The 21,124-nt window shown below is 45.9% G+C and carries 15 protein-coding genes; 6 read left to right on the top strand and 9 right to left on the bottom strand.

Annotation, left to right across the window (positions count from 1 at the left end; genetic code table 11):
* The 9 genes from QTN94_RS01635 to pspA form a co-directional block, all read right to left on the bottom strand.
* On the bottom strand, window positions 1-5,027 hold a 5,027-nt coding region (locus QTN94_RS01635; RefSeq protein WP_331426640.1), incomplete at its 3' end, for a two-partner secretion domain-containing protein.
* 16 nt (window positions 5,028-5,043) lie between these two features.
* The gene (locus QTN94_RS01630; RefSeq protein ID WP_331426639.1) at window positions 5,044-6,693 is read right to left on the bottom strand and encodes a ShlB/FhaC/HecB family hemolysin secretion/activation protein; all 1,650 of its coding nucleotides are present in this window, start codon (window positions 6,691-6,693) and stop codon (window positions 5,044-5,046) included.
* A gap of 534 nt (window positions 6,694-7,227) precedes the next feature.
* On the bottom strand, window positions 7,228-7,791 hold the full coding sequence (locus QTN94_RS01625) for a DNA-3-methyladenine glycosylase I (RefSeq protein WP_331426637.1): 564 nt from the start codon (window positions 7,789-7,791) through the stop codon (window positions 7,228-7,230).
* A gap of 64 nt (window positions 7,792-7,855) precedes the next feature.
* Window positions 7,856-10,957 carry an efflux RND transporter permease subunit gene (locus QTN94_RS01620; RefSeq protein ID WP_331426636.1) on the bottom strand — a complete coding sequence of 1,034 codons (3,102 nt, stop codon included), beginning with the start codon at window positions 10,955-10,957 and terminating at the stop codon, window positions 7,856-7,858.
* Window positions 10,950-12,038 carry an efflux RND transporter periplasmic adaptor subunit gene (locus QTN94_RS01615; protein WP_331415886.1) on the bottom strand — a complete coding sequence of 363 codons (1,089 nt, stop codon included), beginning with the start codon at window positions 12,036-12,038 and terminating at the stop codon, window positions 10,950-10,952. Before QTN94_RS01615 ends, QTN94_RS01620 begins: the two co-directional genes overlap by 8 nt.
* Before the next feature lies 1 nt (window position 12,039).
* The gene (locus QTN94_RS01610; RefSeq protein WP_331426634.1) at window positions 12,040-13,071 is read right to left on the bottom strand and encodes an efflux RND transporter periplasmic adaptor subunit; all 1,032 of its coding nucleotides are present in this window, start codon (window positions 13,069-13,071) and stop codon (window positions 12,040-12,042) included.
* Between the two features lie 141 nt (window positions 13,072-13,212).
* Window positions 13,213-13,632 carry an envelope stress response membrane protein PspC gene (gene pspC / locus QTN94_RS01605; protein WP_171052107.1) on the bottom strand — a complete coding sequence of 140 codons (420 nt, stop codon included), beginning with the start codon at window positions 13,630-13,632 and terminating at the stop codon, window positions 13,213-13,215.
* Window positions 13,595-13,828 carry an envelope stress response membrane protein PspB gene (gene pspB, locus QTN94_RS01600; RefSeq protein WP_138970327.1) on the bottom strand — a complete coding sequence of 78 codons (234 nt, stop codon included), beginning with the start codon at window positions 13,826-13,828 and terminating at the stop codon, window positions 13,595-13,597. Before pspB ends, pspC begins: the two co-directional genes overlap by 38 nt.
* A gap of 80 nt (window positions 13,829-13,908) precedes the next feature.
* Window positions 13,909-14,577 (bottom strand): phage shock protein PspA, encoded by a 669-nt coding sequence (pspA, locus tag QTN94_RS01595; protein ID WP_138970326.1) that lies wholly within the window; start codon window positions 14,575-14,577, stop codon window positions 13,909-13,911.
* A 202-nt stretch (window positions 14,578-14,779) separates the two neighbouring features.
* Between pspA and pspF the strand changes: the two genes are divergently transcribed.
* The 6 genes from pspF (at window position 14,780) to QTN94_RS01565 (ending at window position 21,124) form a co-directional block, all read left to right on the top strand.
* Window positions 14,780-15,772 (top strand): phage shock protein operon transcriptional activator, encoded by a 993-nt coding sequence (gene pspF / locus QTN94_RS01590; protein WP_331426633.1) that lies wholly within the window; start codon window positions 14,780-14,782, stop codon window positions 15,770-15,772.
* A 116-nt stretch (window positions 15,773-15,888) separates the two neighbouring features.
* Complete coding sequence (sapA, locus tag QTN94_RS01585; RefSeq protein WP_331415888.1) at window positions 15,889-17,508, top strand: ABC transporter substrate-binding protein SapA; 1,620 nt, start codon at window positions 15,889-15,891, stop codon at window positions 17,506-17,508.
* The gene (locus tag QTN94_RS01580; RefSeq protein ID WP_138970323.1) at window positions 17,508-18,470 is read left to right on the top strand and encodes an ABC transporter permease; all 963 of its coding nucleotides are present in this window, start codon (window positions 17,508-17,510) and stop codon (window positions 18,468-18,470) included. The genes sapA and QTN94_RS01580 overlap by 1 nt, the downstream gene beginning before the upstream one ends.
* Window positions 18,457-19,344 carry a putrescine export ABC transporter permease SapC gene (sapC, locus tag QTN94_RS01575; protein WP_138970322.1) on the top strand — a complete coding sequence of 296 codons (888 nt, stop codon included), beginning with the start codon at window positions 18,457-18,459 and terminating at the stop codon, window positions 19,342-19,344. Before QTN94_RS01580 ends, sapC begins: the two co-directional genes overlap by 14 nt.
* On the top strand, window positions 19,344-20,342 hold the full coding sequence (locus tag QTN94_RS01570; protein ID WP_331415889.1) for a peptide ABC transporter ATP-binding protein: 999 nt from the start codon (window positions 19,344-19,346) through the stop codon (window positions 20,340-20,342). The genes sapC and QTN94_RS01570 overlap by 1 nt, the downstream gene beginning before the upstream one ends.
* Window positions 20,339-21,124 (top strand): peptide ABC transporter ATP-binding protein, encoded by a 786-nt coding sequence (locus tag QTN94_RS01565; protein WP_138970320.1) that lies wholly within the window; start codon window positions 20,339-20,341, stop codon window positions 21,122-21,124. The genes QTN94_RS01570 and QTN94_RS01565 overlap by 4 nt, the downstream gene beginning before the upstream one ends.

Genomic DNA, 21,124 nt, shown 5'->3' with positions numbered 1-21,124 from the left:
ATGTCTGCAAAGGTGACCCCCGGCTTCTTATCTGCGTACTCCTGCTCTAGTGTAGCGAGTGTCGACTCTAGAGAATCCAAACCTTTCTTATACTGTTTATAGTCTTGCTCAGCTTGTTTAAGTTTCTTCGTTGATTTTTGGAGCGCTTGCGCCGCTTTTGCGACCTCCACAGCTTGGTGCTGAACAACCAAGCTCGCTTCCGCTTTACCATGAATTTCTTCACGTTGTTCACTGAGCGTGTCTACCGCCTCGATAATGGTCACGTTCTCTTTTGCGGCAAGCGTTAAATCACCTGATTGGTCTTGGTTGCTATCGGCGACCAGAGTAGAGCCCTCGACCAAAATAGACGACTCAGCATCCATTGACAGATTATCACCTGCTGCAATCACACTCCCTTTATGGTTTAGTGAATCACTTTGCTGTTTGACTTTATCGTAGGTCGCCTCACCAAGCGATATCTTAACTTGACCGTCTTCAACATTTACTCCATCAAACCCATCCCCCAAACTGACTGACAGTTTTTCTTCACTGCTGAACGTCTGGGTGGTTTCTTTGGCTGCAAGAATGGAGACATCGCCTGTATCGGCGGTTAAGTCTATATTCTTATCAGCTTGAAGCTCAGAACCAATAACGGTCACTGAACCCCCATTGACCGAGAGGTTTCCGCCTGACTGAATCACACTGGATTGAGCAGTAGAGCTTTGCTGACCTTCACGTTTTTTCTCCATCTCAAACAGGTTACCGCCACTTAGGAACTTGGTTTTCTCATCCCACTCTTGACTCTGCTTTAATACTTCCCCGGCCGCAATAAGCACATCATTGACCGCTTCTAGGCTTACGCTGCCACCACTGGCTACTTCACTGGCAATTACACCAATATCTTTGCCTGCGATAACCGTGGTGTTGCCCGAGTTAATCAAGTAGCTGCTGTTAAGCAAAGTGGCGTCATCAAGGCTGCCTTGGTTACTGCCACTTAGCCCGGCAAAGCCTTTCTTGATGGTTTCATGGCGTTCAAATTCTTTGTAAGTTTGAGCAGCCATGGTCACATCACCATCGGCAGATAAATTCACTTCACCGCCAGCATTCAGAGAAGAACCAATAACATTGATGTTACTATCGCCACCCGCAGTAATCGCTGAATCTAAGTTTTGCGCTTTAATGCTAATGTCATTACCAGCCGTAATCGCACTGCCTTTCACCTGCTCTTGATAAGTTTCATTGATGGTGGTTTTACTGCGACCAAAAGACTTCTTCGAAACAGTTTTGTCGTAGTGGTACTCGCTATCATTAACGGCAAGAATGTTGACATCGCCCTTGGCTTCAATAGACGCCGACTGCCTAGCGGTAATGGTGCTGCCAGACAGGGTCGCATCGTTGTTGGCCTTGAGGGTGACGTTATTGCCCGTCAGTGTTGAGCCCTGATGTTGTTCACTGCGATTGACGCTGGTGGAATTGGTCAGACTGGTGTTATCTGATTGCTTATTCAGCGCAGTCTCAATGGTGACGTTATTGCCTGCATCGAGACTTAGTGTTTGCTGAGAGGCCAATTGGCTGGCTGTGACGGTAACATCGTTGCCTGCTTTTAGGCGTAAGTTTCCATCTGCTGTGACGCTTGAGCCTATTTGTGACGTAGAGGCTTCTCCACCAAATGAACTGCTCGCTTTCAGCGCGTTTTCTTTTGAGCTAACAATAATATCTTGACCTGCGGTGAGGTCGACATTCCCTTGCCCTGTTATATCGGCTGCAAGATTTTTTATGTGGTTACCTGCTGTAAGGGTAAGGTCTCCTGTTACACTGATTGAGGCGGTTTTGCCCAGTGTGGTTGAAGTCGAGCTGCTGCTACCCAGCGTGCTGGTCAGCGTCGTTGCGAGCGTTTCATTGACAATGTTGCCATGGGTCGCCGTTAGCGAAACATTGCTGCCCTGAATGTCGCCACTGAGGTTGATGATGTCTTGCTCAGCAAGTAATGAAAGGTCGCCGTTACTGGTTAATGTTCCCCTAAGGTTTTCGATGTTGTTTGCACTGGTCAGATTGAGTGACGAATCTGAGCTGACACGCCCGCTGTTGGTAATGTTATCGGCATTTATAGTGACATCTGTCGCAGCGATAAGGGCACCTTGGTTTAGGTTGTCTAATGTGGCCTGAGCCAAATAGAGTTTCGGTGCCAGTACGGTTTGGCCGTTAACGACGACTTCCTCATACCACAAAATATCTTGAGTCAGGTTTGCTATCTGGTCAGCAGAGAGTGCAACGCCAGCCGATAGATTTAAGGCATTTTTTTGCAATGCCGCGGCATCAATCAGTTGTTGCATCTGTTCTAACTGGCTGCCAATAGATTGATTTAGATAGCGCAGACCTGTCTGCTTGAAAATAGCCTGACTGATGATTTTCGAGTCATAGAAGGCATCACCTAAGAACTTGACATCCTTTTGAGGATTGAAACCGACCCGCGTCATAAAGTAGTCGGAGCCGAGAAACTGCCCCATATTGGTCAGCAGTGGATTGGTCTCAATCAGGTATTTGCCTTTGGGGTTAGGCTGATAGATGAACAAACCATTTTTGCCTGTCGGAATAGGGTAGGCCAGAGTAGCGGCACTTTGTTGCTGAATAGGTTGCACCGCCAATCCCGTTATTTCGCTGGTGTCCCTGTCTCGAATGTCTGAGTTGTTGACTTGAGAGTTTGCTTTAATAGTTAAGCTTCCACCAGCAGCAATGGTCGATTGATGGGTTTCTTCACTCAGGGTTTGGGTCTGAGTATTTAAGCGAACATAGTCAAACTGGCGAATGGGATCGCCTTCAGTGCTGTAATGCTTGTAGAGCGAATAATCCCGGTAGCGACCAGTTGTGTATCCCTGATTGACGAGTGACTCAGTCGTAATATTGAGGTCTTGTCCAGCATGAATCAAACTTAACTCATTGGTGATTTGCTCTGACACTAGGGTTATGTTGCCGTCCGCTGTTATCTGGGAGGACGCACTGCTTGTCAGGGTACTATTGGTGGTTCGAGTGAGTAGGGTCACTTCTGTGTCTTGAGATATTTTCCAGTGTTCACAATCCCTACCGAATATGTTGCAGCTCCGGTCTTCAGTTCTAGTTTCAGGTGTGTACGGCGAGCCCCACCCAACAGAAAAACCTTCAACAGAGCCGAAGCTGTAATCACCATTGGTGGTTTCACTATTGAAATTGACCGTGGTGGGTTTGTTAAGAATCGTCGATGCATAGATAGCAAGAGACTGATTGGCATGGAGAGTACCAGAGGCGTTATTAAAGCTTTGCGCAAGTTCGTTTCCTTGGCGACCACGGATCTGGATATCGCCACCAGAGAGGATTTCGCCTTGCTGATTGAGTAATGTCCCCTGAATTCGGAAATCCAGAGAATCTGCCGCATACACCCAGCCGTAATTCGTCATGTCACGATCAACATTGATTTGTTGAGCACTCGAGGACGTCATGCCGCCGGTATTTGTCAGTGTTTCTGTTGTCACCGTTAACGCTTCGTTAGCGTGAAGTACACCTTGAACCTGAGTATCATTCGCGGTGAGATTGACATGTTTACCGAGCAGAGTGCCTTGGATATTCGCAGCCCCATTAACGGTGACATCTATTTGGTTGTTTGCAACGGTATCGCCAATAAGATCCAATTGCCCAGTGGTAAGCTCGACATTGCCTGTCGCTTCTAATCGAGCATCTTCAGTGATGGTTAGTTGTTGGCCTGAAGTTATCTGGGTGTTGTCTGTCTGCAGCCTTGTATCAATGGTCAGCTGAGGGCTTTGGATGATGACATTTGACGCGGTAATCAGTCCATCTTCAGTTAATGTTGTGCTGTCGCCTTGTATTGAGAGGGTATCTCGGGCGTATACTTGCCCATGATTGTTCAAAGAAGACAGATCCGTCATGGTGATTGATGTCGCAGAGAGTTCACTCTGCTCATCAACCGTGATGTCATTGACTGCGGTGTTTATCTGTTCCGCTTCAATAGCCGCTTCGGTTAACAGTACATTGTCGGCATAGACTGATAAGGTCTCGTCAACGACTATCTGTGACTGCTGAACTTGAATGTTTTGCGCCGTGAGTGACATCGCTTTTTGCGCGGTTTGCGCGTCGACTAAGGTCAAATCTTGCTGTGTGTGCAGGATCAAGTTTTTAGCACTGTTGGCGCTGCCGAGCACAATATGGCCATTGGCGTTAATAGACAGGTCGCCCACGTTTGAAACCAGATTCCCGACGTTAACGCCAACACCTTGTTCTGTCGCGACGAGAGAAATACGTCCGGCGTACATGCCGCCTAACGAGGAGGAATCAATCGCCAAAGACGGCGTATTGCTTGATGGGGGAGCGTTGGAAGCGGTCGCTTGATTGGTTTGATAGCTGACGTGGTTCTTGCCTGTCACAATAGCTAAATCGTTCGCGTGAATGTTGGCGTTAATCTCTGCAGTGCGACTAATGATGTCAAAATACGTTTGGTTGGTGGCATCGAGACCTAGCCCCTCAATGGTGACGCTCCCTTTGGAAACATCAAACCCCGTTAACTGCCCGTTGTTTAACTCAGGTGCCCCTGTCGATAACGTCACTCGAGGGGTATTAATAAACCCACACCCGTCACAGGTAATACCGTATGGGTTGGCGAGGATGACATTGGCTTGTTGGCCGAATACTTCTGTGTAGCCTTCAAGCTGGCTGCGGTTTGCCCCTGTGACTTCATTTAAAATTACGTCGGCAGCACGGCCTTTGAGGTTGGGGTTATTTTGCAGTAGCCCGCCAAGCTGAGACTGACTGAGTTGTTGGGTCGAGTTATTGAGAATTAGCCCTTGAGAGCCAACATCGAACTTTTGGTATTTGTTGTGAGACAGCCCTTTGTTGTTCGGGGTGGCGATATTGACCACCTCAACGCCGTTACCCGCCTGAGTTTTGCTGGTATTGGCAGAGTTGCCATCAATCACAACATTGGCAAGAGCCGGATGAATGGTTAGAACGCCACATAATGTGTATGTCAGCCACACACTGCCCTGGGTTACACGCTTATCCATAATCTACCTGCCAAATTTATATTGAGACATCTACGCGGTAATAGACCACGTAATCATCGACATGAAGTCTTGAAGGGGCTTCAATTGGAAACCCAAAGGTAAGTGAACTCGAGACATACTGAGCCTGAGTTTTTAATGACAAACTGCTACCAAAGAGCGAGCCACGCTCAAAGGCATCTTGGCTGTCTTCCACAATAGTGCCAGTATCAAGGGCCAACTGAGTAGAAACGAGTCCAATATAAGAAAATTGCCCTAAACGGTAATTAAGGTCATTTCGCCAGTAATACCCTTCATCCCCTGAAATAGAGGTTCCTTTAAAGCCTCGGACGGAATATTCACCACCAATACTCAGCCGCTCACTACCATACAAGGTATCGTTGCTCCACTGACCAAATAGGGTGCTGGACAGTGACAGCGCTGGGGTGATTGGATAGGTATAACTTCCCGTTATTGAGCCTTTGACAAATTGGGCGGTCGGTAGAGAGTCATCCTGCGATTGCGTTCTTTCGCCGCCAAACCAATCCGTGCCTAGTGATAGTTTTGGGGATAAGTTCATAAAGCCCCCACCTAAACGAGTACTGTGTTCCCAAGCAAGGGAGGCGGAAGACAAATTTCGAGAACCAGCTTCGAGTAAGTTGCCGAGAATATAGTTCTTTTCTCGGCGATGGCTGATGGCCGCTTTTAGCGCCGATTTACTCACTTCATCACGATAGAAAAGCCATTTAAGCTCGATGTCATGACTGTTGGTTTTCCCTGACGAATCAAACGTGAAACCCTGATTGTTAAACGTCGTGAAGTAGTTGCTGTAAGAGGTGCGATAGCCAAAGTTCCAGTAACCAACAGGGATATCAACGCCTAAGTATAAGCTTTCGGAATCCTTCGAGTTAATCATTGCCGCACTTTTGGTTGCACGGAGGCTCCACTGGTCAAGGCGTTTGAATAGGTCCTCTGCCGTCACGCTAAGGGATATTTGCTGTTCACCTGTGGATTCCTGACCGCTATTGCTCAACCCTAGTTCTAAAGAGGTGAACTTTTGCTCGGAAGATTGAATATCAACAATTGAGTAGCCTTGCTGCGTCGAAGGCAATAACTTTATTTGCGCGTTGTATCGTGATAGCCGATTAACTTGGTCAAGCCCTTGCTCAATATCCCTCAAGTTTAATAACCCACCAGAGATACCCGGAAGTGCCATAACTAAAAAGTCAGCGTCCTTCCCATTGAAGAGAGCCTTTCCTACCTTCCCTTCGACAATCACAATCAATAACACCCCAGAAGACAGGTCTTGTGGTGTCATAAAAGCACGGGAAGTGACATAGCCCGCTTCGATATAGTGATTAGAGATATTGCGAAGATAGTCATTGATAGTATTCAGGCCAATACATCCAGCCTGAAAGTCAGATATCCCGGCCAGTGTTTGATTACTGTACTGAGTATTCCCAGAAAATTGTATCTCAGTAACATCAATACATTGAGTATCTTCTATTAGCTGAGAGTCAGGAAGCGTGGGAGCAGGAGTCAGTTCTTGAAGCGCATTAGTACTTTCTTCAAGTTGTTTAAGACGTTGTCGCTGCTCTTCTTCAATATCTTGAGTCGCTAATGGCCCTAAAGGCAATTCATTGGCGCTAACTCCCCGTGAACACAAGCCGAATGTGACTATCGTGAGCAATAATATGCTCCCGCTAAGAAAGAATATGTGGTGCAGCTTATTGCTGCACAGTAGTACAAGTGAACTCAGCATGAGTGATGATCACCACCTTCAATAGATATAATGCTATTGAGATCACTAACACATTAAACCTAATTAAGATGTAAGACTGTCCGTAGGAATCATTTAAGCTTGGCATAACCTATCAAAAGAAACGGCTCTTTATTGACAATACCATCAGCTACATCCCCCCCATTGCTGCATCAAAGACAATAGTCCCAAGAGCTTTCCTATACGCATCGTTAGGTCACTCACCATAATCGACAAAACAAAATTTATGCGTTTTCTACGAGGTAAAAGGCAACCAAAACTGAGCGCATTGGTATCACAAGAGGGAATTACTGAATTCACACTGTTTCCAAACCATACAAAAAGGTACACCACTGAGCAAAATGGTGTACCTCTGTAGTTAAAGTGATTCGAAGCTTTAAAGTTGGAGCTCGACCAAAAACGCTAATCAGGACTCTATAGGCAGAATAGTTGCTGCAGCCTTAATTAACGTACTTTTTTAGGGCAATTAATCAGATGATCATCCACCATGCCTACCGCCTGCATAAAGGCATAGCAGATCGTCTCACCAACAAACTTAAACCCCTTTTTCTTGAGAAATTTGCTCATCGCTTTTGACTGTTCAGTAGAGACAGGCACATCACTCATCTCGGTCCATTGATTTACGATAGGCTGTCCATCAACAAACTGCCACAATGCATCAGAAAGGCTGCCATACTCTTCCTTTAGGGCCAATGCGGCACGGGCATTACCGAATACCGAGGTGATCTTGCCACGATGTTTAACCACATCAAAATTCTCAATGATGCGTTCTACTTCCGATTCATCATATTGAGCGAGGGTTTCTAGATGGTAGTTTTCAAAAGCTGCACGATAGCCTGCTCTTTTTTTCAAAATAGTAATCCAACTTAGGCCGGCTTGCGCCCCTTCTAAAGTGATGAACTCAAATAACACGGTGTCGTCGTAAACAGGCACTCCCCACTCAGCGTCATGATAATTACGCTCAAGTTCATGGTTCATCGCCCATGCACAGGTTGTCTCCTTGCTCATTCCTTTTCTCCCTAAAAAAACAAACGCCCCCAACAGAGTCAGGGGCGCTTTTGTATTCAACCCGTTAGTTTGGCACTTTGACTTTGTGGAATAGACGATACAACACTGGTACGACAATAAGTGTCAGTACAGTTGCAAACCCTAAACCAAACATAATCGTCACCGCCATCGGCTTAAAGAAGATATCAGGTAAAAGAGGAATCATACCCAATATCGTGGTAATCGCCGCCATACATACAGGTCGCACACGGCTAAGTGCCGCATCTACGACCGCTACATAAGGGTCTTTACCCGAATGCATCTCTATCTCAATTTGGTCAAGCAAGACGATACCGTTTTTCAGCAACATGCCGGACAAACTGAGGAAACCCAGCAAGGCCATAAAGCCAAACGGAGTATTAAGTGCTAGTAAGCCCGTGGTTACCCCAATAATGGCTAACGGTACAGTCAACCACACTATCAGTGGTTCTTTGACCGAGTTAAATAGGAACACGGTGACCAAGAACATGAACAGGTAACCCATTGGCATGGTAGTGAACAAAGATGCCTGTGCTTCACCAGAAGACTCGTATTCACCGCCCCATTCCAGAGAATAACCTGGTGGCAATTCAATAGCTTCTATCTGCGGCATTAGACGTTTCTGCAACGTCGCGGCTGTCTCTTCACTGAGTATGTCAGGGTCGGCCATTACCGTCAGCATACGTTTACGATTCTTACGCACAATAATCGGGTCTTCCCAGCGTAAGTCATAACCCATAGTGACTTGTTGTAATGGAATGTACTCACTGAGTGCAGGACTCCATATCTTCATTCCTTCAATGTTACGGATATCGACACGCTCATCTTCAGGTAAACGTGCCACGATCGGCATTAGCGTTGTTCCGTCTCGGTAGACACCTATCGATTTACCCGAGAACGACATTGCGAGGAATTCATCCACTTCTGATTTAGTGATGCCGTAACGTCGCGCCTGACTTTCGTTAAACTGAGGTTCAAGTACCTTAGTACGCTCACGCCAGTCATGACGAATGTTCGTCGCACCTGGGTCTGCATGCATGATGTCCGAAACTTGCTGCGCAATACCACGTAATACGGTCGGGTCAGAGCCAATGATTCTTGCTTCAATTTTTGCACCACCACCAGGACCTAACTCAATTTGTTTCAGCTTGTAGTTAATTTCTGGGAAGTTGTCTTCAAGGTGCTGCCTAAAGTGCGTCATCAAATTTGCTAACTGCTCATAGCTGGCGACCCTAGTTGTAATCTCACCATAACCTGCGTAACTCTTTTCCGGCGCGTAGGTCAGCATAAAGCGCTGTAAGCCTTTACCTGCAGTCGTCGTAACGTGCTCAACGCCATCTTGGCTCGATAACCATGACTCTAACGCTTTTAGCTTGGTGTTAGTCGCTCGAATATCTGTCCCTTCAGGTAACCAAACATCGGTTTGGAAGATTGGCGTCGTCGACGATGGGAAGAATGATTGCTTAACTTGAGTAAATCCTGCGATGCTCGCTGCCAGACCAAGTATTAGAACCCCAACGGTCAGCCATGCTCGCTTCATACAGAACTCAAGGAAGCCTTTGTACATAACAAAGATCATGCCGTTGTATGGATCGCTCTCTTCACCTTCTTGCTTGAACTTTTGTCCCTTAAAGAAGATATCAGCAAAGAATGGTGTTAATGAGATTGCGGTAAACCAGCTTAGCATCAACGATATCAACAGTACGGTAAACAAAGTGCCACAGTATTCACCTGTTGCATCTTCAGATAAACCGATTGGTGCGAAAGCCGTCACAGCAATAACCGTAGCCCCTAGTAGTGGCCACTTAGTCTGAGTCACAATGTCGGTTGCCGCTTGCAACCTCGTTCGACCTTTCTGGGTTCCTATCAATATCCCTTCGACCACCACAATGGCATTGTCCACCAGCATACCCAAAGCGATAACCAGTGCACCAAGAGAAATCCTTTGCAAATCAATCGCGAAATACTTCATGAAGATAAAGGTGCCAAGTACCGTCAATAACAGAATCAATCCGATCAACAGACCTGAGCGCAACCCCATGAAGAAAAGCAGTACGATAATTACAATCGCCACCGCTTGACCAAGACTCACAACAAATCCACTCACCGATTTGTCGACTTCTTTTGGCTGACTGTATATCTCTGCAATATCGACACCCACAGGCTGCTGATATTTTAGCTCCGCTAAGCGGCGGTCGAAACGCTTACCAACTTCAACTACATTCACCCCTTGAGCAAAAGAGACCCCAAGGTTCAGCGCCAACTTGCCGTTAAAGGTAATAATATTACTTGGTACTTCGACATAACCACGTTTGATATCCGCGACGTCTTTCAAGTAAATCAAACCTTGAGCACCACTTTCGGTCAGAATCAAATCGCCCAACTGATCCACATTCTGGAACTCACCAGTCGGATGAATACGAATGTACTCATCACCAATTCTGATCGCACCGGCATCTGATACAACGTTTTGCGTCGCGAGTAAGTTGAACACCGTATTAGGAGACAAACCAAGACTGCTCATTCGTTTCATCGAGATTTCGATGAACACCTGCTCTTGTTGCTGTCCTGAAACGGAAATCTTGCTCACGCCATCGATAAGTTCCAAGTCTCGTCTTAGATAGTCGACATAATCGAGCAGCTCTTTATAACTATATCCATCTCCCGTTACGGCCAGCAAAATGCCATAAACGTCTCCAAAATCATCGATGACTTGCGGAGCATTGACGCCCGGTGGTAACTGCCCTTTCAAGTCATTCACTTTACGGCGCAGTTCATCCCAAATCTGAGGCAAATCATCAGAGCCATAGTTGTTTTTCATTGTCACGGTGATCTGCGACAACCCTCGGCTCGATATAGAATTGACTTCATCGACGTAGGTGAGTTGCTGAATGGCTTTCTCTATCGGATAAGTCACTTCTTCTTCAACTTGCTGAGGTGTCGCGCCCGGATATGAGGTGACAACCATGGCATCTTTGATAGTAAAAGCGGGATCTTCTAGCTGCCCCAATCCAAAAAATGCCGCTGTACCACCAATCAGAAATATCAGTGATATCATCCAACTGATAACACGGTTGCGAATAAAGTACGCCGCTATGCCGGTAATCTTGTCATCATCCTGAGGCAAGTTATTATTCACTTCACTCATTGCCTGCCTCCTGTTTAATCACTTGAACTTGCATTCCTTCTCTCAATCTCGACAGACCCGCAACCACCACGGTTTGATCTTGGCTTAAGCCATCTAAGATCTGGATTAGATCCTTACTAGCCTTGCCTACAATCACTTGCTGCTTGGCCACTGTGCTATCCGAATTTAAGCGCCATACATATTTGTTCTCTTTATCCAGATCATCGCCATCCCCATTGAAAATGGCTTCAATTGGAATTTGAACCCCGAGGTTGAGCTTTAGACCGACATTCTCACCTTTCGATGTCACTTCCACAGGCATACCATCAAGAATGTACTCCTTTTCCGGCATTGGCATTGATAATGTCACCGTGAAGGTGCCAGTGGCAGGATCTGGCTCAGTGGTGAACTCTTTGATCTGAGCTGAATATTGATTACCACTCGGTACTTTTACGACCGCCTGAATTTTTGACAAGGTAGCCTGATTCGGCTGATTTGTATAAAGACGGTCAGGCAACTGAATCAGCACTTCAACACTGTCGACACTATGGATGTTGACCACTTGCTGCCCAACTTGAATGTTTTCAAACTGATCGGCATTGACACGAGAGATGATGCCATCCACCGGAGCATGAAGCTTGGTAAAGGACAAGCGTAGTTTAGCAAGTTCGAGTTCTGCGTAAGCGATTTGACGATTTGCCGCTATTTCATCGAACTGCGACTTAGCTAACAAGCCCTTATCAACTAACGGTTTAGAACGCTTGTATTGACTATCCACTACACTATAACGCGCCGAAGCATTGTCGACTGCAAGTTGGTAATCCGTTGGGTCTAACTCTGCAATTAAGTCACCCTGTTTTAATTGGTCACCTTCTTTAACATAGAGCCGACTAATTTCACCCGCGACACGAAAACTGAGATGTGAACGCTCAGCCGCATTTGCGACCGCTGGAAAGTAGAGTCTATCCTCAACAACAGACTGACTAGACAGATCAACGACTTTCACTTTAGGTGTACCAAAATCAACATACTGCAGTTCACCACCACATCCAGCCAACATGACTAAAGATGCGAGAGGACCGAGACATAACCACTGTTTCATCTTACAACCCTCGCTCTTTAATCCATTCGCGGACTTTGATACCCGCCTCAATACCACTGACACCAGACACAATAATTTGGTCACCTTCACTGAGGCCACTTTGCACCTGAAGTTTGTCGTTTAGCTCGACATGGGCTTGAGAAACGATACCTTGGGAGTCAACACGCCAAACATACGTTTTTCCGTGTTGCTCCATTAACGCGGATTGAGGTATTTGAGTGGCGCCGGTGGATTCAACAGCAACGTGCACTGAACCTGCCATACCTGGCAGAATACCCACATCCTCAGGCCGTTCCATCACCATAGTGACTTTATATGATCCCGTTTTGCTGTCAGCTTCGGTATCCACTTCCTGAAACACTAAATCATATTGATTATTGGGGAAGGCATCGAAGGTCATGGTTGCGATTAAATTTACCCCACTAGCAAACTTATTGAGCAAGTGATCGGGTAATTGGAAAATCACCTTCATTAGCTGATTGGTCTGAACATTCATTACACCCTGTTTAGCAGCCATATACTCATAATTTTCCGCAGCAATAAGCGAGATAGTGCCATCATAAGGTGCAACCAGCTTGGTGTATCTGAGATTCGCACGGGCCTGCTCTAGCGTCGCTTTAGCAGAATTATGGTTAGCTTTGGCTTGATCAAAGTCTTGCTCTGAAACGACTTTATCTTCACGCAGCTTTTTATAACGCTGATATTGAACATCCGCTAAACGAAACTGGGCTTCGGCCTGCTTGGCGAGTAATGTGTACTCATCTGGATTGAGTGATGCCAGTACATCCCCTTTTTTCACCATCTGCCCCGCTAGGACATCGATGGATTGCATTTGACCGGGCACTCTAAACGCCAGCACTGCTTTATCACCGGCTTCTGACGTGGCAGGAAAATCACGTTCAAATTGGGCATTGCCGACAGAAACAGTAAATAATTTAGCAGGTCTGGATTGTGGTTCAGGGACAGGAGGGAGTTCTTTACCACAACCGCTTAGTGCAGAGGTTATGGCAAGCAACAACAAAGATTTATGCATGAGTCAATCATCCGTTTGTAGCTATTAGTTACAAAGATAGATGAATGATAACGCGACTTCCACAGCACTTGAGGTAAATTATTATGAAAATTAATAATTTGCCTTGATATGAGTATGGAGTCGCACTTTTGAACAATAGAACTATAAAGCCTTAAACTCTCTATCGACTTTAAAGGCATCTGAAGTGACATACGCTTCAATGTCACGGATTTGTGTTTCGAGCTGAGACAAATCCTTATCAATGGTATTAAGCAAAGAATCCGGCGTTTGCCCTTGCTGCCATGGTTTGTTTTTTAACTTATGCTCCTGCTGAGCCTTTATTGTCTCAACATAGTTCGCTGGCTGCTTTTCTATCATTAATGTCATCGCGACATAGGCGAGCAAAACTAAAAAACTCCCACCAAGCAGCGCCGCAGAAATGACCAGAATACGTACCAACCAAACTTCCAACGAAAAATAGTTGGCGAGACCCGCACATACCCCTGTAATTTTGCCATTTACCGTATCACGATATAGTTCTTTGCTACTCATAACGACGCCTCCAAGTTGGAGATTCTGCATCTAAAATGCGTTCTAGCGTTTCGACCCGTTTGTGCATTTTTTCTGCTTTATCGGAGAGTTGCTCTAGACGCTGAAGGTCTTCACTCGACAACCCTGTGCTTGCATTCTTCTTGCTGCGGTAATGAAGAAATAACCATAAAGGTGCAACAAAAATCAGAAAAACAATCAATGGCCCAGCAATAAGAAATGACGACATACAATAACTCCTTAGTAAAGGCAGATTGTTGGAACAAACCAGACTATCTGCCTATTTAAATTAACAAAACAAACCGAGAATTACTTTTTCTCTTCCATCTGCTGTTTGAGTTTTTGTAGCTCTTTCTCAATTTCGTCTTCGGCTTGCAACTCAGCAAACTCTTGATCCAAGGATTTGGCATTGCCCGTTTTAGCATAGAGATCCGCTTCGGCTTCCATCTCATCGATCTTGCGCGAGTACTGTTCAAACTTGGCCATTGCTTCACTGGTACGCGCCGTGTGAAGATGCTTTTGCACATCGCGACGATTTGAAGCCGTTTGGCTGCGAATCGCTAACGCCTGCTGCTTAGCGCGAGTTTCGGTAATTTTAGTTTCGAGTTTGCCGATTTCGCCAGTCAGCTTATCAATCGTCTCTTCCACTAATGTCTGTTCAGTGTGAAGACCTTTAAGAAGGTCTTGCAGCTTCTGTTTTTCAATCAGAGCCGCTCTCGCTAAATCTTCACGCTGCTTGGTTAGCGCAAGCGTTGCTTTTTGCTGCCACTCATTGATTGTGTCTTCAATAGACTCAACTTTGCGCGCCAATTCTTTCTTATCAGCAATCGCTTTCGCTGAATTGGTACGCACTTCAACTAGCGTATCTTCCATTTCCTGAATGATAAGGCGAATCATCTTTTCTGGATCTTCAGCTTTATCCAATAGAGCACTGATGTTTGAATTTACGATGTCTGCGAATCGAGAGAAAATACCCATAGCTAGGCTCCTTATTACAGTTAGCGAGAACCGATCTTCATCGGCTCAACAAAATACCTTGGTTCTAGTTCTATATAACAAATTACATGCCAAAAAAATAAACATTACAAATCAGTTATTTATAAAAACATACCAATACATACCATATCGATGTATGCTGAATTTAACCAACTATTGGTAAATTTCGCCACGGAGTCGCAGCATGCAGCAAAATCTCATCGGGGAATCCCCTGCTTTTCTATCGGTACTCGACAAAGTCTCGAAGCTGGCCGCCATAGAACGACCAGTATTAATTATTGGCGAGCGAGGTACGGGTAAAGAGCTGATTGCGCAGCGCCTACATTATTTGTCTAAACGTTGGGATCAGCCACTTATCTCACTCAACTGTTCGACGCTTAGCGAAGGTCTCATCGATTCAGAGCTATTTGGTCATGAACAGGGCTCATTTACTGGTTCAAAAGGCAGACATAAAGGGCGATTTGAACGTGCAGAAAATGGAACACTATTTCTTGATGAACTTGCCACCGCTCCACTACTGGTGCAGGAAAAACTCTTGCGTGTTATTGAGTATGGGCAGTATGAACGTGTAGGGGGACATCAGTTGCTTAACGCCAATGTGCGTTTAGTTTGTGCAACCAATGCTAACCTTCCTCAAATGGCAGAGAATGGTGATTTTCGTGCTGACTTGCTCGACAGACTCGCGTTTGATGTCATTCATTTGCCTCCTCTGCGAGAAAGGCAAGAAGATATCTTACTGCTGGCAGAATATTATGCGATTAAGATGTGCCGTGAATTGGGCTATGAGTACTTTGTTGGCTTTTCCGCCCAAGCAGAGAAAAGCCTTCTCCAGTACCATTGGCCAGGTAATGTTCGTGAACTGAAAAATGTCATTGAACGAGCCGTATACCAGCATGGTCAACAACAAGATCCGATCGACACCCTTGTCTTCGACCCTTTTCAATCTGGCTGGCAAACAACAGATTCTAGTGTGCAAGATGACGATATCTCTCCGGCTCACACGTTCACGTTTCCGCTCGACTACAAGCTGTGGCAAGAGCAGCAAGATCAGCTCATTCTGACTGAAGCATTGAAACAGAGTCAGTTCAATCAACGGAAAGCCGCAGAAATGCTCGGGCTGAGCTACCATCAATTGAGAGGGATGGTTCGTAAGTACGACCTAACAAACCTCAATTAACCTTGCAAAACTGTACTTTTGCTTTGGTTACTGATTGTATTTAGTGGTAAATTATTAGGATCTTAAGGCATAATGATCAGTTCCATTATGCTTTGTCCCAGACAATTGTTCTTTCTATGAAAGCATTCATACAGTTTACATTAGGGTTATTTAGCCTCAGCCTCTTAGCTGGCTGCGGTGAAGAAATTGATCATAGCAAAATTCGTCAAAACGGTTTTGTTTATTGTGGTCAAGGCAGCCCAGCAACATTCAACCCGCAGTTGGTAGACAGCGGTATTACCTCTGAGACCTTGAGTCCCCAGATCTATAACACTCTGTTGACCTTAGATAATGATAATTACCAGCCCGTTGCAAGTCTCGCTACTGCTTGGCAAGTAAACAAACAAGGGACTGAGTACACCTTTGACTTACGTAAAGGCGTACAGTTTCAAACGACCGCTTGGTTTACGCCCTCACGCACCATGAATGCCGATGACGTTGTCTTCAGCTTCCATCGAATCATAGATAGCACCAGCCCATTTCATTATGTGGGCAGCGGCCTGTACCCTTGGTTTAGTGGTATCGACTTCAATAACCTTGTGATTGATGTGACTGCCCTTTCCGAGTACCGCGTCAAGTTTACTCTTAGCCGCCCCGACAATAGTTTTCTGTCTAACATCGCCACTAGCCATGCCGTTATTCTTTCAAAAGAGTATGCTAGTCAGTTACAGCTGCGTGATGATAAAGGCATGATCGACTCTCATCCCGTTGGTACTGGCCCCTTCTATTTGGCTGAATATCAGGTTAACGATTTGATCCGCTTGAAGAAACACCAAGGCTATTGGAAATCACAGCCAAAGATGGATCAAGTGGTATTCGATATTTCACAGCGTGGGACAGGAACGTTGGCGAAACTGTTACGCAAAGAGTGTGATGTGCTCAATTCACCGCTCTCAAGCCAGTTACCGATTATTGAACAGAGTGACGACGTTAAGCTGACAGCAAAACCTGCAATGAATATCTCTTTCGTTGCTGTAAACACCTCGCACCCAGCGTTGAATGATGCTCGCATACGCAAAGCTCTGAATTACGCGATAAACAGACAGAACATTCTCGATTCAGTCTACTATGGCACTGGCAGTCAGGCTTATTCTGTCTTACCTCCCTCGTCTTGGGCATATCAGAAAGACACTATCCAGATTCGTTACGACCGTAATTACGCCATCGCGTTGCTACGAGAAGCGGGATACAGCAAAGGGTTAGAGCTGACAATGTCAGTGCCTCTAGAGCCACGTGCTTACAACCCTAGCCCTAGAAAAACGGCCGAATTAATCCAAGCAAACTTCGCCGATGTTGGCATAAAACTCAACCTGCTAACCAACGACCGCTACAGTCGTAGTGATGTGGATAGCAACGCCAATATTGACCTGTACTTAACGGGTTGGATTGCGAATACTGGCGACCCTGACAATTTTTTACGACCGCTGCTGTCGTGTGATTCAGATCGAGTGGGTCTTAATGTATCCAGTTGGTGTAACCCAGACTTCGATTTCTTACTCGACCTAGCGCTTGAAGTCGACAAACTTCGTTACCGAAAGAATCTGTATAAACAAGCGCAAAATATTTTGAATGAAGAATTTCCTGTCATTCCACTCAACCATGGAATGCAGTTGCAAGCGCACGATAGTTCATTGAAAGGATTTAAAGTGAGTCCGTTTAACGCTCAGCCATTTGATACCGTCGAGAGGGTTCGCTAATGCTGCTCTATGCTGTTCGACGACTCAACCTGTTTATCATTACTCTGCTGATCTTGACCATGGTTGGCTTTAGCATCTTACGCCTAGAGCCCAACTCAGCGTGGGCGCTACAAGATTTTTGGAGTGGTTGGCTAACCTACCTCGGCGAGTTAATGCAACTTAATTTCGGCGTCAGTAAAACCGGCGTGGCCATCGTTGATGAGTTGAAAACCGTCTTCCCCGCAACGTTAGAACTGTGTTTGATTGCCTTTTCTATCTCTCTGTTTATTGGTATTCCCATCGGTACTCTGGCGGGTATGAAACAAGGTAAGTGGATCGATACGGCAATCTCGTTTACTTCAATGTCAGGTTATTCGGCTCCGCTATTCTGGATTGCTCTACTGATGATCATGGTGTTTTCCCTACATTTTGAAATCTTCCCTGTTGCGGGTCGTTACGATCTGCTCTATCAGATCGATCATGTCACAGGGTTTGCCATCATCGATGCTTTCTTTGCTAATGGAGCTTATCGTGCTCACGCATTGCAAAGTGTCATTGAGCATCTCATTTTACCTTGTTTAGTCCTAGCACTGGCCCCAACAACACAGGTAATTGGCTTGATGCGAACATCGGTAGCTGAAGTGATGAGCCAAAACTACATTCGTGCTGCGCGCATAAAAGGTCTCTCGACCCACGAGATTGTCACTCAACATGTACTGCGCAACGCTATCCCACCGATCATTCCAAAGATTGGTGTTCAGCTGTCTAGTATGCTCACTCTGGCGATCATCACTGAATCGATTTTTAACTGGCCTGGCATCGGTCGCTGGCTTCTTGATGCACTTTCTCAACAAGACTATGTCTCTATTCAAGCAGGGGTGATTGTTGTTGCTACCTTCGTGCTAACCGCAAACATCTTGTCGGATTTGATTGGCGCTATGATCAACCCGCTAGTAAGGAAAGAGTGGTATGCTAACCGATAACGTCTATCAAGAAGAACATATCCCAACCCAATTCGAGCGATTCTGGCGTAGCTTCCGCGCTAACAATTTAGCGATGTTCGGACTGTGGTGCCTATTATTCATCATTGTCATCACTCTGTTATCACCTTGGATCACGCCTCATGATCCACAAGCTCAAACTGGTGAGCTTTTGATCCCACCTTCATGGAATCCAGCGGGAACTGTTGAATATTTCCTTGGCACGGACGACCTAGGGCGTGACATATTGTCTCGCTTGATTGAAGGGTCAAGATTCACCTTTGGTGCCGCATTCCTTGTCACGATTATCGCCACTGTTGTAGGTTGTGTTATCGGCGTTCTCGCGGGTATGACAAAGGGTTTGTTATCAAGTACGCTAAACCATCTACTCGATACAGTGATGTCCATTCCGTCGCTGCTGCTTGCGATCATCTTCGTCGCATTTCTTGGTTTTGGCGAGTTCAATATCTTACTTGCGATCTGTTTAGCCCTGATCCCACGCTTTATTCGATCCGTCTATATTGCCGTCCACACAGAAGTCGAAAAAGATTACATCATGGCGGCAAGGTTAGACGGCGCGAACGACTTCTATCTGCTCTGGAACTCGATCTTACCTAACGTACTTGTTGTGGTCGCCAGTGAAGTAACCTTGGCATGGTCTATTGCTATTTTAGATATCACTGCGCTTGGATTCTTGGGTCTGGGTGCACAAGCCCCCAGCACCGAGTGGGGTGCGGTATTGGGTGACTCTGTCGAGTTGATCTACTTGGCACCTTGGACGGTGACACTTCCTGGTCTAGCCATCATGTTTACTGTAATTGTGATTAACCTCGTTGGTGAAGGTGTTCGCCAAGCGCTAAATGCGGGGATCGAGTAATGCCGTTGTTAGATATCCGCCACCTCACTATTGAGATCGAAACACCACAAGGCATGATGAAAGCCGTAGACCGAATGAGCCTAACCATTAATGAGGGCGAGATTCGTGGTTTGGTAGGTGAATCAGGTTCAGGTAAAAGCTTGGTCGCAAAAGCGATTGTCGGTGTCTGTAAAGACAACTGGAAAGTGACCGCGGACCGAATGCGTCTCGGCAACGTGGACTTGTTGCAACTCACTCCAAAAGAACGTCGCCGGGTCATCGCACGTGACATCGCGATGATTTTCCAAGAGCCATCAACCTGCCTAGATCCATCAGAAGAGGTAGGAAAACAGTTGATTGAAGCGATTCCTTCTCGTTCATTTGAAGGAAAATGGTGGCAACGCTTTAAATGGCGTAAAAAACAGGCGACCGCTTTGCTGCATAAAGTGGGGATTAAGAATCACCAACAGATCATGCGCAGCTACCCATATGAGCTGACCGACGGTGAATGCCAGAAGATCATGATTGCAATGGCAATTGCTGCCAAGCCAAAACTGCTGATCGCCGATGAGCCAACGAACGATTTGGATCCGATTACTCAGTCGCAAATTTTGCGTCTGTTGAGTCGAATGAACCAGATTCACAATACCTCTATCCTATTGATTGGTCACGACTTAACCACTATTACTCAGTGGGCAAATCGTATCACTGTTATGTACTGTGGTCAGTCAGTAGAATCAGCCGATACCAAAAAGATACTTAGCAAGCCGAAGCACCCTTATACCGTTGCGCTACTTAAAGCGATGCCTGACTTTAGTGATTGGATCCCACACAAAGAGAAGCTCCAATCGTTGCCAGGAACCATTCCTCCATTGCAGCACTTGCCAATCGGATGCCGACTTGGTCCGCGTTGCCCTTATGCACAGCGCCAATGTGTAGAAATACCTATGACTCGAAGAATCAAGAATCACAAGTTTGCCTGCCACTTCCCGCTCAACATGGAGAAGAAAAAAGCATGAGCGCCCTATTAGAAGTCACCGACTTATCAAAAACCTTTGTCACTCGAGCCGGACTCTTTCGTAAAAAAGTTCACGAGGCGGTGAAACCTGTCAGCTTTAGTCTTGAGGCAGGGCAAACCATTGGCTTTATCGGACAGAATGGCTCAGGGAAATCGACCTTAGCACGTATGCTATCTGGCGTAGTCGAACCGACATCGGGCGAAATAAGAGTCAATGGTGAACGCTTAGAACATGAAGATTACTCGACACGCTGTAAACTGATTCGAATGATTTTCCAAGACCCAAATACCTCATTAAACCCGCGCATTCAAATTGGTCGCATTCTGGAAGGGCCTTTGAAACGAAATACCAGCATGCCTCCTGAAGCGCGAATCAAACGTGTCAAAGAGACGTTACTGCGTGTCGGCCTGTTACCTGAACACGCGTACTTCTATCCGCAGATGCTTGCGACTGGTCAAAAGCAGCGTGTTTGTCTTGCGCGAGCGCTGATATTGCAGCCATCCATTATAGTCGCGGATGAAGCCCTAAACGGTCTCGACATGGCAATGCGTTCTCAAATCATTAACCTGTTTTTGGAATTGCAGGAGGAAATGGGCGTTTCCTTCATCTATGTATCGCAGCATATCGGCGTAGTAAAACACATTACCGATAAAGTGATGGTGATGCACGAAGGTGAAGTGGTAGAAAGTGGAGAGACTCATCAGGTACTCTCTTACCCAGAACACCCTATCACTCAAAGATTGGTAGAGAGCCATTTTAACAAGGCAACCTGCTTCAAATAG

The sequence above is a fragment of the Vibrio sp. M250220 genome (genome assembly GCF_036533795.1).
In the GTDB taxonomy this organism is placed as follows: domain Bacteria; phylum Pseudomonadota; class Gammaproteobacteria; order Enterobacterales; family Vibrionaceae; genus Vibrio.
The sequence above is the reverse complement of the archived record's forward strand: the minus strand, read 5'-3'. Positions and strand labels throughout refer to the sequence as shown.

Coding starts and splice junctions, on each gene's coding strand:
- pspC (WP_171052107.1), bottom strand. CDS start 13,632: ATGCAGAATCTCCAACTTGGAGGCGTCGTTATGAGTAGCAAAGAACTA.
- QTN94_RS01615 (WP_331415886.1), bottom strand. CDS start 12,038: ATGAAACAGTGGTTATGTCTCGGTCCTCTCGCATCTTTAGTCATGTTG.
- pspB (WP_138970327.1), bottom strand. CDS start 13,828: ATGTCGTCATTTCTTATTGCTGGGCCATTGATTGTTTTTCTGATTTTT.
- sapC (WP_138970322.1), top strand. CDS start 18,457: ATGCTAACCGATAACGTCTATCAAGAAGAACATATCCCAACCCAATTC.
- pspF (WP_331426633.1), top strand. CDS start 14,780: ATGCAGCAAAATCTCATCGGGGAATCCCCTGCTTTTCTATCGGTACTC.
- QTN94_RS01580 (WP_138970323.1), top strand. CDS start 17,508: ATGCTGCTCTATGCTGTTCGACGACTCAACCTGTTTATCATTACTCTG.
- pspA (WP_138970326.1), bottom strand. CDS start 14,577: ATGGGTATTTTCTCTCGATTCGCAGACATCGTAAATTCAAACATCAGT.
- sapA (WP_331415888.1), top strand. CDS start 15,889: ATGAAAGCATTCATACAGTTTACATTAGGGTTATTTAGCCTCAGCCTC.
- QTN94_RS01565 (WP_138970320.1), top strand. CDS start 20,339: ATGAGCGCCCTATTAGAAGTCACCGACTTATCAAAAACCTTTGTCACT.
- QTN94_RS01620 (WP_331426636.1), bottom strand. CDS start 10,957: ATGAGTGAAGTGAATAATAACTTGCCTCAGGATGATGACAAGATTACC.
- QTN94_RS01610 (WP_331426634.1), bottom strand. CDS start 13,071: ATGCATAAATCTTTGTTGTTGCTTGCCATAACCTCTGCACTAAGCGGT.
- QTN94_RS01625 (WP_331426637.1), bottom strand. CDS start 7,791: ATGAGCAAGGAGACAACCTGTGCATGGGCGATGAACCATGAACTTGAG.
- QTN94_RS01570 (WP_331415889.1), top strand. CDS start 19,344: ATGCCGTTGTTAGATATCCGCCACCTCACTATTGAGATCGAAACACCA.